This window comes from Pseudomonas sp. L13 (assembly GCF_009935965.1).
In the GTDB taxonomy this organism is placed as follows: Bacteria; Pseudomonadota; Gammaproteobacteria; order Pseudomonadales; family Pseudomonadaceae; genus Aquipseudomonas; species Aquipseudomonas lactis.
In genome coordinates this window covers 49,895-65,009 of sequence record NZ_QODJ01000004.1, presented here as the reverse complement: position 1 = coordinate 65,009, position 15,115 = coordinate 49,895, and the positions used below count along the sequence as shown (strand labels likewise).

Genomic DNA, 15,115 nt, shown 5'->3' with positions numbered 1-15,115 from the left:
GCAGGCAAGCCAGCTCCCACATTTGGAACTGTGAACACAATCCAAAATGTGGGAGCTGGCTTGCCTGCGAAAGCGCCCTTTCAGTCAAACCACAACCTTGGCCTGGCGCAATGCCTCTATCCGCTGCGCACTGATCCCCAACTCCACCAACACCTCATCACTGTGCGCCCCTACCGCCACCCCAATATGCCTGGGCGCCGGCAACCCCTCGGAGAACTTCAGCGGGCAGGCCAATTGCGCTTGTGTCGAGCCATCCCCCCGGGGCACCTGGCTGACCAACTCCCGCGCCTTCAACTGTGGATGCTCCACCGCTTCGCTCAAACTCAACACCGGCTCCACACAGGCATCCACCCCGGCAAACAACTCACACAACTGGTCAAAACTGCGCTTCTCAAACTCTATCTGCAGCGCCTGCTTGAGCACGCCTTGCAGCTCGGGCGTCACGCTGTGTGCCGCCAGTTCCGGACGTCCCAGGGCCGCGCACAGCTGCTGCATAAACCCCGGTTCCAAACTGCCCACCGACATCCAGCGCCCATCGCGTGTGCGGTAGTAGTCATAGAAACTTGCGCCATTGAGCACATGGTTCTCCCACCCAGGCTCGACCCCGCAAGCCAGGTAACCGGCCCCGGCCATGGCGTTCAGGCTGAACGAGCAATCGGTCATGCTCACATCCAGGTACTGCCCCACCCCGCTCTGCTGCCTGGCAATCACCGCCGCCAGCAAGCCCACCACGGCATGCAGCGAACCGCCCGCCACATCCGCCAGTTGTACGCCCAGCGGCAACGGCCCGGTGTCCTGGCGCCCGGTATGGCTGGCCACGCCGGCCAACGCCAGGTAGTTGATATCGTGCCCGGCGCGGTCCTTATAGGGGCCGGTCTGGCCGTAGCCGGTGATCGACACATAAATCAGCCGCGGGTTGATCGCCTTCAGCGCCTCATAGCCTAGGCCCAGGCGCTCCATGACACCGGGGCGGAACTGTTCGAGCAGGATGTCATAGCCCTTGACCAACTCACGCACGATCTCCAGCGCCTCGGCCTGCTTGAGGTCCAGGGCCAGGCTGCGCTTGTTGCGGTTGAGGTAGGCATGGCTGGCCGAGGTGCCACGATCATGGGGCGGCAATACCCGCAACAAGTCCATCCGCGTGGGCGATTCGATACGCAGCACCTCGGCGCCCATGTCCGCCAGCATCAAGGAGGCAAACGGGCCGGGCAACAAGGTGGAAAAATCCAACACTTTAAGGGACGCCAAGGGACCTGACATAGGGACTCCAGTTGGGTTGCGAATACCCACAGACTAGGCAGCCAGGCGCCTGCCGGCAATCGTCAGAACAATCAACCACAGTGACCGTTTTGATCACGGCGGGCTTTTTCGCGGCGGCGGCTTTATCATTGGCCGACGTTTGTTGGCAGAGTCTTCCATGAAGTTTGCGATTGCACTGTATAGCGCCGCCCACGCGCCCTCTTCGCGCCGCGCCCTGTTGTTCGCCCAGGCGGCGCTGGCTGGCGGGCATGAGATTGTGCGGCTGTTTTTCTACCAGGACGGCGTGTACAGCGCGTCCACTAACATCGTCGCGCCCCAGGATGAGCAAGACATTGCGCGCCAATGGCGCGAGTTTGTCAGCCAGCACCAACTCGACGGCGTGGTGTGCATCGCCGCCGCCCTGCGCCGGGGCGTGCTGAATGCCGAGGAAGCTGCGCGCTATCAACGCAGCGCGGTCAACCTGGAAGCCCCCTGGGCGTTGTCGGGCCTGGGCCAATTGCATGACGCAATCCAGGACGCCGACCGCCTGATCTGTTTTGGAGGGCCGTGACATGTCCAAATCCTTGTTGGTGATCAGCCGCCAGGCCCCGTGGTCCGGGCCGAGTGCGCGGGAAGCGCTGGATATCGTGCTGGCCGGTGGCGCGTTCGATCTGCCTATTGGCCTGCTGTTCCTGGATGACGGCGTGTTCCAACTGGCGCCGAACCAAGCCGCCAAAGCCGTGCAACAGAAAGACCTGAGTGCCAATCTGCAGGCCCTGGGCCTGTTCGGCATTGACGACGTGTTCGCGTGCAGCCATAGCCTGTCTGCACGCGGGTTGCCGCCGCCTGCCCACGCGCAGGCGCTCGGCAGCCAAGCCATTTCCCAGCTGATTGACCGTTACGACCAGGTGATTACCCTCTGATGTCGACTCTCCATGTGGTGTCTCATTCCCCTTTTACTGACAGCCGCCTCGACAGCTGCCTGCGCCTCTGTGGCGCCGAGGACGCAATCCTGCTGTGTGGTGACGGCGCCTACGGCCTGCACACGCCCGCGCTTCAAACCAGAGGCGTGAAGGTGTTTGTGTTGGCCGAAGACATGCAGGCGCGCAACCTGCCGCTGCCCGACTGGGCTGACAGCGTCGACTACCCAGGCTTCGTGCAATTGTCGATCGACTACGACAAGGTCAACACTTGGCTATGAACACCCTGACCGTCGGCGCACGCACCCTGGAACTGGACAAGGACGGCTACCTTGTCGACCTCAACGACTGGTCCGATGAAGTGGCCAATGCCCTGGCCGCTGCCGAAGCCTTGGAGCTGACTCCGGATCACTGGGAGATCCTCGCCCTGCTGCGCCAGTTCTACACCGAATTCCAGTTGTCCCCCGCCACGCGCCCGCTGATCAAGTACACCGCCTTGAAGCTCGGCCCGCAGAAGGGCAACAGCCTGCACCTCAACAAACTGTTCAACGGCACTCCCGCCAAACTCGCCGCCAAACTGGCGGGCCTGCCCAGGCCGACGAATTGCTTATGACCGACTTTGCCCCCCTGACTCTCGTAACGCCCCAAGAGCATCCCTTTGCGCAGTTCGTGCGCATCCTCGGCAAAGGCAAGCGCGGCGCGCGCAACCTCACCCGTGAGGAAGCGCGGGAAGCCATGGGTATGCTGCTCGACGAAAAGGTCGAGGACACCCAGCTCGGCGCCTTCCTGATGCTGCTGCGCCACAAGGAAGAAAGCCCGGAAGAGCTCGCCGGCTTCACCGAAGCGGTCCGTGAGCGCCTGCACGCACCTGCGTTGAACGTGGACATCGACTGGCCGACCTACGCCGGTAAAAAGCGCCACCTGCCGTGGTTCCTGCTGGCAGCCAAATGCCTGGCACAGAACGGCGTGCGCATCCTGATGCACGGCGGCGGCGCCCACACCGCGGGGCGCTTGTACACCGAACAATTGCTGGACAGCTTGAACATCCCGCTGTGCCGCGATTGGCAGCAGGTCGAAAGCACATTTGCCCACGGCAACCTGGCGTTTATCCCGCTGGGTGATTGGGCGCCACAGTTGCAACGCATGATCGACTTGCGCAACACCCTGGGCCTGCGTTCGCCTATCCATTCCCTGGCGCGCCTGCTCAACCCACTGAATGCGCGCTGTGGCCTGCAAAGCATTTTCCACCCCGGTTACCAGGGCGTGCATCGTGATGCCAGCGGCCTGCTGGGTGACAACGTGATTGTGGTCAAGGGCGACGGCGGTGAGATCGAGATCAACCCCGACACCCTCAGTCATCTGTATGGCACCACTGGCGGCCAGAGCTGGGACGAAGAGTGGCCCGCCCTCTCCGACCAGCGCCACGTCAAGCCAGCAACGCTTGAGCCCGAGCACCTCAAAGCGCTGTGGCGCGGCGACGTTGAAGACAGCTACCCGCAACTGGCGTTGATCGCCACCATGGCGTTGGCCCTGCGCGGCCTTGGCCACCCACGGCAACAGGCGTTCGAATTGGCCCAACAGTACTGGGACGCACGGGATAAATCGATTTAATCGATCATTCACGCCGGTTCTTTGCGCTTTTAGTTCGAACTCATCCCTTTAGACTGGGCTCCAACGCTTATCAGCCAAGGAGCCAGTCATGGGTTTATTGATCGAAGGACAGTGGAAAGACCAGTGGTACGAAAGTAGCGCCGATGGCGCTTTCCAACGGGAACAGGCACAACGCCGCAACTGGGTGACCGCCGATGGCGCGCCAGGCCCGAGTGGCGAAGGCGGCTTTCAGGCCGAGGCCGGCCGCTATCACCTCTATGTGTCTCTCGCCTGCCCGTGGGCGCACCGCACCTTGATCCTGCGCAAGCTCAAAGGCCTGGAAAGCCTGATCGACGTCTCGGTGGTCAGTTGGCTGATGCTGGAAAACGGCTGGACCTTCGACAAGGCCCACGGCTCCAGCGGCGACAAACTCGACGGCTTCAACTTCATGCACCAGCGCTACACCGCCGATACCGCCGACTACACCGGGCGCGTCACCGTGCCGGTGCTGTGGGATAAACAGCTCAAGCGCATCGTCAGCAATGAATCGGCAGAGATCATCCGCATGTTCAACAGTGCGTTCAATGAACTGACCGGCAACACCCTGGATTTCTACCCCCAAGCCCTGCGCCCGACCATCGACGCCCTCAACGAACGCATCTACCCCGCCGTGAACAACGGCGTGTACCGCGCAGGCTTCGCCACCTCACAACAGGCGTATGAAAGCGCGTTTGATGATGTGTTTGCCGAGCTGGATCATCTGGAACAGCACCTGGGCAGGCATCGTTATCTGGCCGGTGAGTACCTGACCGAAGCCGATGTGCGACTGTTCACCACGCTGATTCGTTTTGATGCGGTGTATTACAGCCACTTCAAATGCAACCTGCGGCGGATTGCCGACTATGCGAACTTGTCGAACTGGCTAAGGGAGATGTATCAGTGGCCAGGCGTGGCCGAGACGGTGGATTTCGAGCATATCAAAGGGCATTACTATGCCAGCCATCGCACGATCAACCCGACGGGGATTGTGCCGAAGGGGCCGTTGCAGGGGTTTGAGAGCGAGCATGATCGCCATACATTGCCCGGCAAAGGTGTCTGGAGCTGACGTAAACCGCCTGTAGGAGCGAGCTTGCTCGCGAAGAGCGCCAACGATAACGCAGCGCTATCAGTTAGCCCTTGGCGTCCTTGAGTTTTTCGCGAGCAAGCTCGCTCCTACAGTGGGTCAGTCGTTCAGACTTGGGACTGGGCGCCCTCGAACCACTTGAGCTTTTCACGCAACACCACCACCTCACCCACAATCACCAATGTCGGCGCATGCACTTCATGCTCCGCCACCATGCGCGGCAGGTCGGCCAGGGTGCCGGTGAACACGCGCTGGTTGGACGTGGTGCCCTGCTGGATCAGCGCCGCTGGGGTATCTGCGGCACGCCCGTGCTTGATCAACTGCTCGCAAATAATCGGCAAGCCAATCAAGCCCATGTAGAACACCAGGGTCTGCGACGGCCCGACCAGATCCTGCCAGGGCAGATCCGAGGTATTGTTCTTCAGGTGGCCGGTGATGAAGCGCACCGATTGGGCATAGTCGCGATGCGTCAGCGGAATCCCGGCATAAGCCGCGCAACCACTGGCTGCGGTGATGCCCGGTACCACCTGGAACGGGATGCCGTGGGCCGCCAACTCTTCGATCTCTTCGCCACCACGACCAAAGATGAACGGGTCCCCCCCCTTGAGACGCAGCACGCGCTTGCCTTGCTTGGCCAGGTCGACCAGTTGCTGGTTGATCTGGTCCTGGGGCACCGCGTGATCGGCGCGACGCTTGCCGACGTACACGCGCTCGGCATCCCGACGGCACAGCTCCAGAATCGCCGGCGCCACCAAACGGTCGTACAGCACCACGTCGGCTTGCTGCATCAGGCGCAATGCGCGGAAGGTCAGCAAATCCGGGTCGCCCGGGCCCGCGCCCACCAGGTACACCTCACCGGGCGCATAAGGCGGCGCGCCATTGACCTTTTCGATCAACAGGCGCTCGGCCTCCTCGCCCTGCCCGGCCAACTGGCGGTCGGCAATCGGGCCCTGGAACACTTCTTCCCAGAACGCCCGGCGTTGCTGCACATCCGGGTACAACCCTTTGACCTGAGCCCGAAAACGCGCGGCCAGGCCAGCCAGTTGACCGTAGGTCGAAGGAATCCAGGTTTCCAGCTTGGCGCGGATCAGGCGCGCCAGTACCGGCGCGTCACCGCCGCTGGAGACGGCAATCACCAAGGGCGAACGGTCGACAATCGCCGGGAAGATCACGCTGCACAAGGCTGGCGCATCCACCACATTGACCGGCACGCAGCGACGCTTGGCATCACTGGACACTTGCGCATTCAGTGGCTCATCGTCGGTGGCCGCGATAATCAGGGTGCAACCGTCCAGGTCGGCCTCCTGATAACCGCGCAACATCAGTTCCCCGCCACTGCCCAGCACCAGCTCACGCAGCTGGCTTTCGATCTGGGGAGCAACCACCCGCAACACCGCGCCGGCGTCGGCCAGCAGTCGGGATTTGCGCAAGGCAATCTCCCCACCACCGACGACCAACACACGACTGCCGCGCAGGTTATGAAACAGCGGCAGAAATTCCATTTAGCGGATGACCTCAACGCCCGCCATGTACGGCTTGAGCACCTCAGGTACACGGATCGAACCGTCCGCCTGCTGGTAGTTTTCCAACACGGCCACCAGGGTACGGCCTACGGCCAGGCCCGAACCGTTGAGGGTGTGCACCAGCTCCGGCTTGCCGGTTTCCGGGTTGCGGAAACGCGCCTGCATGCGACGGGCCTGGAAGTCACCGCAGTTGGAGCACGACGAAATCTCGCGGTATTTGTCCTGGCTCGGCACCCACACTTCCAGGTCGTAGGTTTTCACGGCGCTGAAGCCCATGTCGCCCGTGCACAGGGCCAGTACGCGGTACGGCAGCTCCAGCAGCTGCAGCACGCGCTCGGCGTTGGCAGTCAGGCCTTCCAGGGCGTCCATGGAGGTCGAAGGCTCGACCACCTGCACCATCTCGACCTTGTCGAACTGGTGCTGGCGGATCATGCCGCGGGTGTCCCGACCCGAAGCGCCGGCTTCGCTGCGGAAGCACGGGCTGTGGGCAACCAGCTTCAACGGCAGTTGCTTGGCGTCGAGGATTTCGCCGGCGACGATATTGGTCAGCGACACTTCGGCCGTCGGGATCAGGTACAGGTCGGCTTCGCCGTCGCGGCTGATCTTGAACAGGTCTTCTTCGAATTTCGGCAGCTGGCTGGTGCCCATCAGCGCCGGTGCCTGAACCAGGTACGGGGTGTAGGCTTCTTCGTAACCGTGTTCGCCGGTGTGCAGGTTGATCATGAACTGCGCCAGGGCACGGTGCATGCGCGCAATTGGGCCGCGCAGCAAGGCAAAGCGTGCGCCGGACATTTTTGCCGCGGTTTCAAAATCCAGGCCACCGGTCAACTCGCCCAGGGCGACGTGGTCCTTGATCTCGAAATCGAAGGTTTTCGGCGTGCCCCAGCGGCGCACTTCGACGTTGCCGTCTTCGTCTTCGCCGACCGGCACGGATTCGTGGGGCAGGTTCGGAATGCCCAGCAGGATCGAATCCAATTGGGTCTGAATGCCTTCCAGCTCGATTTTGCCGTCGGACAGCTCAGTGCCCATGCGCTCGACATCCGCCATCAACGGCGCGATGTCTTCGCCGCGCTGCTTGGCCTGGCCGATGGACTTGGAGCGCGCATTACGTTCAGCCTGCAGTGCTTCGGTGCGGGTCTGGACGGTCTTGCGCTGTTCTTCCAGCGCTTCGATGCGCGCAACATCCAAGGCAAAGCCACGGGATGCCAGGCGGTCCGCTACGTCCTGAAGGTTGCTACGTAACAGTTTGGAATCGAGCATGTCGGTCTCTCGTTATCAAAGTTTGGTCAAGGACAGGCCAGCCCAAGTGGCGAGCAGCCCGCCGAATACGCTGATGGCCGCATAGCCAATCGCCAGCGGCACTTGCCCGCTTTCCAGCAGGCGCACGGTATCCAGTGAAAAGGATGAAAAAGTCGTCAGGCCGCCAAGAAAGCCAACCATCAAGCCGGCACGTACCTCGACAGGCACTTCCGGGCGTAACAAAAACAGGCCGTATAACACGCCGATCAACAGGCAGCCCACGATATTAACGGCGAGCGTCGCCGTATAGAAGTGTTTCGGCCAATTGGCGTTGATCCAATTACCGGTGGCAAAGCGCAGCAGTGTACCGGCGATACCTCCCGCCGAGACCGCGACCACCAAAGGAATCATGACTTTCTCCGCTGCCGGGGGCTCAGACGGTCGAGGGTGGCCAGGTGATTGAGCTTTTCACCGATCTTCAGCTCCAGGCCACGGGGCACCGGCTGATAGAACGGCTGCGGCGCCAGCTCATCGGGGAAGTAGTCTTCACCGGCCGCATAGGCGTCCGGTTCATCGTGGGCATAACGGTATTCGTCGCCATACCCCAGCTGCTTCATCAGCTTGGTCGGCGCGTTGCGCAGGTGCAGCGGCACCTCGAGGGAGCCATGTTCGGCGGCCGCACGCAGGGCCGACTTGAAGCCCATGTACACCGCGTTGCTTTTCGGCGCGCAGGCCAGGTAGGTGATGGCCTGGGCCACCGCCAGCTCGCCTTCCGGGCTGCCGAGGCGCTCCTGCACCTCCCAGGCGGCCAGGCACAGGCTCAAGGCGCGTGGGTCGGCATTGCCGATGTCTTCGCTGGCCATGCGCACCACGCGGCGCGCCAGGTACAACGGGTCGCACCCGCCATCGATCATGCGCGCAAACCAGTACAGCGCGCCGTCAGGGTTGGAACCGCGTACGGATTTGTGCAGCGCGGAAATCTGGTCGTAGAAGGCTTCGCCGCCCTTGTCGAAACGCCGACGTGTGTCACCCAGCAGGCTTTGCAACAGGTCGACACCAATCTCGCCGCCGTCTTCGGCCAGGTCGGAGGCGTTCTCCAGCAGGTTGAGAAAGCGGCGCCCGTCACCATCGGCGGCGGTCAGCAGAATCTTGAAGCCTTCATCGCTGAGGCTCAGCTGGCGCTTGCCCAGGCCCTTGTCTTCGCTCAAGGCGCGGTGCAGCAGCTTGTGCATCGCCGCTTCATCCAGGCTCTTGAGCACATAGACCCGCGCCCGTGACAGCAACGCGTTGTTCAATTCAAAGGACGGGTTTTCGGTGGTGGCGCCGATAAAGATCAGCGTACCGTCCTCGACATAAGGCAGGAACGCATCCTGCTGCGACTTGTTGAAGCGATGCACTTCGTCGACGAACAGGATAGTGCGCTTGCCGTATTGCCCGGCCTGCTGCTTGGCGACTTCCACCGCCTGGCGGATCTCCTTGACCCCGGCGAGCACCGCCGAGACCGTTTCAAAGTGCGCGTCCGAGACTTTCGCCAGCAACCGCGCCAGGGTGGTCTTGCCCACGCCCGGCGGGCCCCAGAAAATCATCGAATGCAACGCACCCTGCTCCAGGGCTTCACGCAAGGGCTTGCCCCGAGCGAGCAGGTGTTCCTGACCGACGTACTCATCCAGGTTGGTCGAACGCAAGCGCGCGGCCAATGGCTGGGCAATTGGGTCACTTCGAAACAGATCCATGGGCAGCGTTTGAAACCTCTGGGCAGTTTATTCCTGGATCACGTCGGCACCCTTGGGGATGTCGAACTTGAACTTGGACGCGGGCACCGGCTGGTTAGCCTTGACCCCGGAGAACAGGATATCGGTGCGCTGGCCGACGCTGTCGACCAGGCGCATGTTGTTGATCACGCCGTTGCCGAACGACAGGGACAGCGTGTCAAACAGCGTGTCCTTGGATTTTGGCTTGAGGGTGAACTCGATGACGTTGCTGGTCTGCTTGGAGGTGATGTCGAAGCTGTCGTTGATTTTCGACACATCACCCGACAGCAGCAGCGCTGGGGTCTGGTTCAGGCGCGGATCGAGCTTCTTGATGGTGGCCTGTTCCAGGTCCGGGTCCCACAGCGTGACTTTCTGGCCGTCGGAAACGATGGTCTGCTCCGCCTTGCCTTCGGTATGCCAGTAGAACAGCCCTGGGCGCTGCACGGCCATTTCACCGGCGGTTTCCTGCAGCTGGGTGCCGCCCGCATCCAGGGTCAGCTGGGAGAAACGCGCGGTGAGGGTCTGGGATTTGTCCAACAGGTTCTTCAGGCTGGCAACGGAAGCCGGGTCAGCGTGAGCCGAAACAGCGGTCAGGGCCAGGGCCGGCAACAACAGCATGCGGATAAAGCGCATGGGAGTCCTCATTGAGTAGTCAGGGCACGCCGCGTGTTGCCACGCGGCGCGGGATCAGTCGCGCATCTGCCCAGGGGCGATGACTTCACGCGAGCCATTGGTGTTCATTGCGGTCACGACGCCGGCCATTTCCATGGCTTCGATCATGCGGGCGGCGCGGTTGTAGCCGATTTTCAGCTTGCGCTGCACTGCGGAAATCGAGGCGCGGCGGCTTTCCAGTACGAAGGCAACGGCCTCGTCGTAGAGTGCGTCGGTTTCAGCATCATCGTCGCCACCGCTGCTGCCACCGTCGAAGCCGCTGCCGGCCTCTTCCACGCCAGCGAGAATGTCGTCGTTATATTCCGGCGCACCGCGCAGCTTCCACGCTTCGACCACACGGTGCACTTCGTCATCGGAAACAAAGGCACCGTGAACGCGAATCGGCAGGCTGGTGCCCGGCGGCATGTAGAGCATGTCACCGTGGCCCAGCAGTTGCTCGGCGCCACCCTGGTCGATGATGGTGCGCGAGTCGATCTTGCTGGAGACCTGGAACGCCATGCGCGTCGGGATGTTGGCCTTGATCAGGCCGGTGATCACGTCCACCGACGGGCGCTGGGTCGCGAGGATCAGGTGGATACCTGCCGCCCGCGCCTTCTGGGCGATACGGGCGATCAGTTCCTCAACCTTCTTGCCGACGATCATCATCATGTCGGCAAATTCATCGACCACCACCACGATGGTCGGCAGCTTGGTCAGCAACGGCGCTTCATCGTGAATGCTTTCGCGCTTGTACAGCGGGTCGGTCAGCGGTGTGCCGGCGTCCTGGGCTTCCTTGACCTTGGCGTTGAAGCCCGACAGGTTACGCACGCCCATCTTCGCCATCAGCTTGTAGCGGCGCTCCATCTCGGCAACGCTCCAACGCAATGCGTTAGCGGCGTCCTTCATGTCGGTGACCACCGGGCACAGCAGGTGTGGAATGCCTTCGTAGATCGACAGTTCCAACATCTTCGGGTCGATCATGATCAGCTTGGCGTCATCCGGCCCGGACTTGAACAGGATTGACAGGATCATGGCGTTCACACCCACCGACTTACCGGAGCCGGTGGTGCCGGCTACCAGCAGGTGCGGCATTTTCGCCAGGTCGGTAATCACCGGCTTGCCGCCGATGTCATGGCCGAGCGCCAGGGTGACCGGCGATTTGAAGTTGTCGTATTCCGGGGTCGACAGCACTTCGGAGAAGCGCACGATCTGCCGGTCTTCGTTGGGAATCTCGATACCCACGGTGGTCTTGCCCGGGATCACTTCCACCACGCGCACGCTGGTCACGGCCAGGGAACGCGCCAAGTCTTTGGCCAGGTTGGAAATGCGGCTGACCTTTACCCCGGCGGCCGGTTGGATTTCGTAACGGGTAATCACCGGGCCAGGATGGATCGAGTCCACCGACACTTCGACGCCGAATTCCTTGAGCTTGATTTCCAGCAGGTGGCCGACGGCCGCCAGGGATTCGGGGGAATAGTTGAGTTGTTTCTTTTCGGCCGGGTCCAGAATCGAGATCGGCGGCAAGGTGCCTTCGACAGCGCTGTCGATAAACAACGGTGCCTGTTTCTCTTTTTGCACGCGATGGCTGGGCTCCGGCGCCTTGGGCGGTGCCGGGGCGATCACCGGCGGCACCTGCTTTTCACGGTCCGACATGTGCTTGCTCAGGGCCTGCTCGCGCTCGATCAAGCGCTCCTTGACCTTGGCTTGCTCGCGTCGATCCGGCGTGCTTGGGGCCACCACCTCGTTGACACGGGTGTCCACCTCACGCAGCTGCGCCACCATTTGCTTGCGCTCAACACGGGCGGCCCACCAGCGGTTGGCGGCGCCCTGGAACAATTCGAACAGGTCGAGGGTGATCTTGCCGGTCACGTCCATCACCTTGAACCATGACAGGTCGGTGAATACCGTGAGGCCGAACAGGAACAGCGCGATGAACATCAGGGTGCTGCCCTGGATATTCAGGGTTCTGCGCGCCAGGTCGCCAAGGCTTTCGCCCAGGGCCCCGCCCGCGCCCGCCGGCAGGCCGGTCGGGGCATGGAAGTGGATATGCGCCAGCGCCGCGCCCGAGAGCACCAGGAACACCAGGCCGATCAGGCGCCAGGAGAACAGCCAGCCGCTCCACTGCCACGGCTCGTGACGCTGGCGGAAGATCTGCCAGGTCTTGATCGCCAGCAACAGCGGGAAAATGTAGGCGAAGTAACCCAGGATCATGAAGAGGATATCGGCGCTGTAGGAACCTACCGGGCCGCCGAAATTCTGCACATCATCGATCTTGCTGTTATGGCTCCAGCCCGGATCGTCCTTGCCATAGGTGAGCAAGGCCATCATCAGGAACAGGCACAGCGCACCGATGGCAATCAGTGCGCCTTCCTTGAGTCGGTAATGCAGGTGCTGGCGCCAGGCCGGTACGACTGCTGCTTTAGGTGCTGCGGCGGATTTCTTCAAAACGGGTCTATTCCTGCGCCTTTAGCGCGTCCATCTGTTGAATGACTACACACGACTGCTCTATCCGGAGCAGCTGAAAAATGAACGAATGTTGCTGAATCTACTTTTAACACCCGGTGACGGATAGGTGAAATGGCGATAACGCCACAATGGCCGCATTGTACGGGTTTGCGTGCGCGATGCCACACACTTGCCCCTCACCTGACTGCACGCACAATTTGAGCATGCATTGCCTTTGCTGACAAAGGCTTATGAGCTGTATTTAGCAATCCAGGCAAGCTTGGCATTGAGCCGGCATGCGCCAGACCCGATTACGACCACACCCGGTGTGCAGAGTTGCAGAAACACCCCCTCATGCTAATCCACGTCAATAGCCTATTCGGGCTGGCCCCGTGGCGCCGGGTCGTCAATAATCAACGCTTGCGGCGCAGGTGAATGACCTGCCACTCCCCTCCCCTACCGTAAGCCTGGATGCCATGCTGACCTGGTTACAACGCGACACCCTGACGTTCCCTCCCCTGGCCAAGGCCATGCGCGAACCCAACGGCCTGCTCGCCGCCGGTGGCGACCTGTCGGCCGAACGATTGATCCAGGCCTACCGCCATGGCTGCTTCCCCTGGTTCTCCGAAGGCCAGCCTATCCTCTGGTGGTCACCCGACCCGCGCACAGTGATATTCCCCGACGAGCTGCATGTTTCCCGCAGCCTGGGCAAATTACTGCGCCAGCAGCGCTATACCGTGACCTTCGACCAGGATTTCGCCGCCGTCATCCAAGCCTGCGCCGCGCCGCGCGCCTACGCCGATGGCACCTGGATCACCGAAGGCATCCAGCAGGCCTACCTGGAGCTGCACCAGCGCGGCTATGCGCATTCCGTCGAGGTCTGGGACCAGGGCGAACTGGTGGGCGGGCTATATGGCCTGGCGATGGGCCAGTTGTTTTTTGGCGAGTCCATGTTCAGCCGCGCCGACAACGCCTCCAAATTCGGTTTCGCCACGTTGACCCGGAAACTGCAAGCCTGGGGGTTTGTGCTGATCGACTGCCAGATGCCCAACGATCACCTGCACAGCCTGGGTGCCCGCGGCATACCGCGCAGCGTCTTCGCTGATTTCCTGCATAAACATCTGGACCAGCCCAACGCTGGGCCATGGGTTTCCTAGGCGACTTTCGCGCACGTGGCTTACACTTATTTCAAAGCTTATCCCGAGGGTTGATCATGACCGAGCTGGCGCGCTTGAAGTTCTATGCCACTCAAGCCCACTCATGCAGCTATCTGCCCGACGAGCAGGCCACCACGCTGTTCCTCGATCCCAGCCAGCCCATGGACGTGCATGTGTATGCCGACCTGTCCGAGATGGGCTTTCGGCGCAGCGGCGATCACCTGTACCGCCCCCATTGCCAGAACTGTAATGCCTGCGTGCCTGCGCGCATCCCGGTGGCGCAGTTTTCGCCCGACCGCAACCAGAAGCGCATTCTCAAGCGCAACGCCGACTTGACCGTACACGCTACTAGACCCCAATACAGCGAAGAATATTTCGATCTCTACCAACGCTATATCGAACAGCGCCACGCCGACGGCGATATGTATCCGCCCAGCCGCGACCAATTTTCTACGTTCCTGGTGCGTGACCTGCCCTTTTCGCGCTTCTACGAGTTCCGCCTCGACGGCCGCCTGCTGGCCGTGGCGGTAACCGACCTGCTGCCCAACGGCCTCTCGGCGGTGTACACCTTCTACGAACCGACCGAAGAACGCCGCAGCCTCGGGCGCTTCGCCATCCTGTGGCAAATAGGCGAAGCGCTGCGCCTGGAGCTGGAAGCGGTGTACCTCGGATACTGGATCAAGAACTGCAAAAAGATGAACTACAAGACCCAATATCGGCCCATTGAGCTGCTGATTAATCAAAGATGGGTCACGCTTAACTAGAACCCCTTGGCTTGAACACCCTTTTTCGGGCACAATGCACGCCGCTTTTGCCTGGCGCAGTTGCACCGGGCCATTCACTGGATACCGAGGGCTTTACTGCATGTCGAAAGAAGACAGCTTCGAAATGGAAGGCACTGTCGTCGACACCCTGCCCAACACCATGTTTCGTGTGGAGTTGGAAAATGGGCACGTCGTAACCGCGCATATCTCCGGCAAGATGCGCAAGAACTACATTCGTATTCTTACCGGTGACAAAGTGCGCGTCGAGCTGACGCCCTATGACTTGAGCAAAGGGCGCATCACTTACCGCGCTCGCTAAGCAAGTCAATACAAAACGCCCGGTTATGCCGGGCGTTTTTGTGTGCGCAGGATTTATAGGGACTGCAAAAACAACTGTAGGAGCGAGCTTGCTCGCGAAGAACCCAAGGACAACGCGGCGAATCAAACAGCATGCGTTATCGTTGACGATCTTCGCGAGCAAGCTCGCTCCTACAGGTTTACCCGTCCTGCAGGTCGATGTGCACCACGCCGCCATGCTCGGAGAACACAAAACGCCCGGTTATGCCGGGCGTTTTTTGTGTGTGCAGGATTTATAGGGACTGCAAAAACAACTGTAGGAGCGAGCTTGCTCGCGAAGAACCCAAGGACAACGCGGCGAATCAGACAGCATGCGTTATCGTTGACGATCTTCGCGAGCAAGCTCGCTCCTACAG

The 15,115-nt window shown here is 61.4% G+C and carries 16 protein-coding genes; 9 read left to right on the top strand and 7 right to left on the bottom strand.

The features are described 5' to 3' along the window. Nucleotides 1–84: 84 nt before the first annotated feature. Nucleotides 85–1,260 (bottom strand): CaiB/BaiF CoA-transferase family protein, encoded by a 1,176-nt coding sequence (locus DK871_RS04155; protein WP_161904072.1) that lies wholly within the window; start codon nt 1,258–1,260, stop codon nt 85–87. Between the two features lie 157 nt (nt 1,261–1,417). On the opposite strand from DK871_RS04155, the gene tusD reads away from it, so the two are divergent. From tusD to DK871_RS04125, 6 genes are all read left to right on the top strand, one after another. Further along, nucleotides 1,418–1,810, top strand: a complete 393-nt coding sequence (gene tusD / locus DK871_RS04150) for a sulfurtransferase complex subunit TusD (RefSeq protein WP_161904071.1) — start codon at nt 1,418–1,420, stop codon at nt 1,808–1,810. Between the two features lies 1 nt (nt 1,811). Then, entirely contained in the window at nt 1,812–2,162 is a 351-nt protein-coding gene (gene tusC, locus DK871_RS04145; protein WP_161904070.1) for a sulfurtransferase complex subunit TusC, read from the top strand. Next, on the top strand, nt 2,162–2,440 hold the full coding sequence (gene tusB, locus DK871_RS04140) for a sulfurtransferase complex subunit TusB (RefSeq protein WP_003192071.1): 279 nt from the start codon (nt 2,162–2,164) through the stop codon (nt 2,438–2,440). Before tusC ends, tusB begins: the two co-directional genes overlap by 1 nt. Further along, the gene (locus tag DK871_RS04135; protein WP_161904069.1) at nt 2,437–2,772 is read left to right on the top strand and encodes a TusE/DsrC/DsvC family sulfur relay protein; all 336 of its coding nucleotides are present in this window, start codon (nt 2,437–2,439) and stop codon (nt 2,770–2,772) included. The genes tusB and DK871_RS04135 overlap by 4 nt, the downstream gene beginning before the upstream one ends. Next, nucleotides 2,769–3,770 carry a glycosyl transferase family protein gene (locus tag DK871_RS04130; protein WP_161904068.1) on the top strand — a complete coding sequence of 334 codons (1,002 nt, stop codon included), beginning with the start codon at nt 2,769–2,771 and terminating at the stop codon, nt 3,768–3,770. The genes DK871_RS04135 and DK871_RS04130 overlap by 4 nt, the downstream gene beginning before the upstream one ends. 88 nt (nt 3,771–3,858) lie before the next feature. Further along, on the top strand, nt 3,859–4,854 hold the full coding sequence (locus DK871_RS04125) for a glutathione S-transferase family protein (RefSeq protein WP_161904067.1): 996 nt from the start codon (nt 3,859–3,861) through the stop codon (nt 4,852–4,854). Nucleotides 4,855–4,979: 125 nt separating this feature from the next. On the opposite strand, the gene cysG is transcribed toward DK871_RS04125, so the two are convergent. Genes cysG through ftsK form a run of 6 tightly spaced genes read right to left on the bottom strand, consistent with a single transcriptional unit; the run spans nt 4,980 to nt 12,481 of the window. After that, the gene (cysG, locus tag DK871_RS04120; protein WP_003192077.1) at nt 4,980–6,374 is read right to left on the bottom strand and encodes a siroheme synthase CysG; all 1,395 of its coding nucleotides are present in this window, start codon (nt 6,372–6,374) and stop codon (nt 4,980–4,982) included. Then, a complete protein-coding gene (gene serS, locus DK871_RS04115; RefSeq protein WP_047711147.1) occupies nt 6,375–7,655 on the bottom strand; it encodes a serine--tRNA ligase in 1,281 nt (426 codons plus the stop codon). It lies immediately after the preceding gene. Between the two features lie 15 nt (nt 7,656–7,670). Continuing rightward, the gene (gene crcB, locus DK871_RS04110) at nt 7,671–8,045 is read right to left on the bottom strand and encodes a fluoride efflux transporter CrcB (RefSeq protein WP_003192080.1); all 375 of its coding nucleotides are present in this window, start codon (nt 8,043–8,045) and stop codon (nt 7,671–7,673) included. Continuing rightward, the gene (locus DK871_RS04105) at nt 8,042–9,367 is read right to left on the bottom strand and encodes a replication-associated recombination protein A (protein ID WP_044274590.1); all 1,326 of its coding nucleotides are present in this window, start codon (nt 9,365–9,367) and stop codon (nt 8,042–8,044) included. Before DK871_RS04105 ends, crcB begins: the two co-directional genes overlap by 4 nt. A 27-nt stretch (nt 9,368–9,394) precedes the next feature. After that, entirely contained in the window at nt 9,395–10,018 is a 624-nt protein-coding gene (lolA, locus tag DK871_RS04100) for an outer membrane lipoprotein chaperone LolA (protein ID WP_003174700.1), read from the bottom strand. A 54-nt stretch (nt 10,019–10,072) separates the two neighbouring features. Continuing rightward, nucleotides 10,073–12,481 (bottom strand): DNA translocase FtsK, encoded by a 2,409-nt coding sequence (gene ftsK, locus DK871_RS04095; RefSeq protein WP_003192084.1) that lies wholly within the window; start codon nt 12,479–12,481, stop codon nt 10,073–10,075. 476 nt (nt 12,482–12,957) lie between these two features. On the opposite strand from ftsK, the gene aat reads away from it, so the two are divergent. The 3 genes from aat (at nt 12,958) to infA (ending at nt 14,721) form a co-directional block, all read left to right on the top strand. Continuing rightward, nucleotides 12,958–13,638, top strand: coding sequence for a leucyl/phenylalanyl-tRNA--protein transferase (aat, locus tag DK871_RS04090; RefSeq protein ID WP_161904066.1), 681 nt, complete (start codon nt 12,958–12,960; stop codon nt 13,636–13,638). Between the two features lie 56 nt (nt 13,639–13,694). Beyond that, nucleotides 13,695–14,402, top strand: a complete 708-nt coding sequence (locus DK871_RS04085; RefSeq protein ID WP_161904065.1) for an arginyltransferase — start codon at nt 13,695–13,697, stop codon at nt 14,400–14,402. A 100-nt stretch (nt 14,403–14,502) separates the two neighbouring features. After that, entirely contained in the window at nt 14,503–14,721 is a 219-nt protein-coding gene (infA, locus tag DK871_RS04080; protein ID WP_002553999.1) for a translation initiation factor IF-1, read from the top strand. Nucleotides 14,722–15,115: the final 394 nt, after the last annotated feature.

Excerpts from the sequence above, each read along its gene's own strand:
- DK871_RS04105 (WP_044274590.1), bottom strand. The coding sequence starts at position 9,367 with ATGGATCTGTTTCGAAGTGACCCAATTGCCCAGCCATTGGCCGCGCGC.
- aat (WP_161904066.1), top strand. The coding sequence starts at position 12,958 with ATGCTGACCTGGTTACAACGCGACACCCTGACGTTCCCTCCCCTGGCC.
- DK871_RS04135 (WP_161904069.1), top strand. The coding sequence starts at position 2,437 with ATGAACACCCTGACCGTCGGCGCACGCACCCTGGAACTGGACAAGGAC.
- tusC (WP_161904070.1), top strand. The coding sequence starts at position 1,812 with ATGTCCAAATCCTTGTTGGTGATCAGCCGCCAGGCCCCGTGGTCCGGG.
- DK871_RS04125 (WP_161904067.1), top strand. The coding sequence starts at position 3,859 with ATGGGTTTATTGATCGAAGGACAGTGGAAAGACCAGTGGTACGAAAGT.
- infA (WP_002553999.1), top strand. The coding sequence starts at position 14,503 with ATGTCGAAAGAAGACAGCTTCGAAATGGAAGGCACTGTCGTCGACACC.
- tusB (WP_003192071.1), top strand. The coding sequence starts at position 2,162 with ATGTCGACTCTCCATGTGGTGTCTCATTCCCCTTTTACTGACAGCCGC.
- DK871_RS04155 (WP_161904072.1), bottom strand. The coding sequence starts at position 1,260 with ATGTCAGGTCCCTTGGCGTCCCTTAAAGTGTTGGATTTTTCCACCTTG.
- tusD (WP_161904071.1), top strand. The coding sequence starts at position 1,418 with ATGAAGTTTGCGATTGCACTGTATAGCGCCGCCCACGCGCCCTCTTCG.
- serS (WP_047711147.1), bottom strand. The coding sequence starts at position 7,655 with ATGCTCGATTCCAAACTGTTACGTAGCAACCTTCAGGACGTAGCGGAC.
- DK871_RS04130 (WP_161904068.1), top strand. The coding sequence starts at position 2,769 with ATGACCGACTTTGCCCCCCTGACTCTCGTAACGCCCCAAGAGCATCCC.
- DK871_RS04085 (WP_161904065.1), top strand. The coding sequence starts at position 13,695 with ATGACCGAGCTGGCGCGCTTGAAGTTCTATGCCACTCAAGCCCACTCA.
- lolA (WP_003174700.1), bottom strand. The coding sequence starts at position 10,018 with ATGCGCTTTATCCGCATGCTGTTGTTGCCGGCCCTGGCCCTGACCGCT.
- crcB (WP_003192080.1), bottom strand. The coding sequence starts at position 8,045 with ATGATTCCTTTGGTGGTCGCGGTCTCGGCGGGAGGTATCGCCGGTACA.
- cysG (WP_003192077.1), bottom strand. The coding sequence starts at position 6,374 with ATGGAATTTCTGCCGCTGTTTCATAACCTGCGCGGCAGTCGTGTGTTG.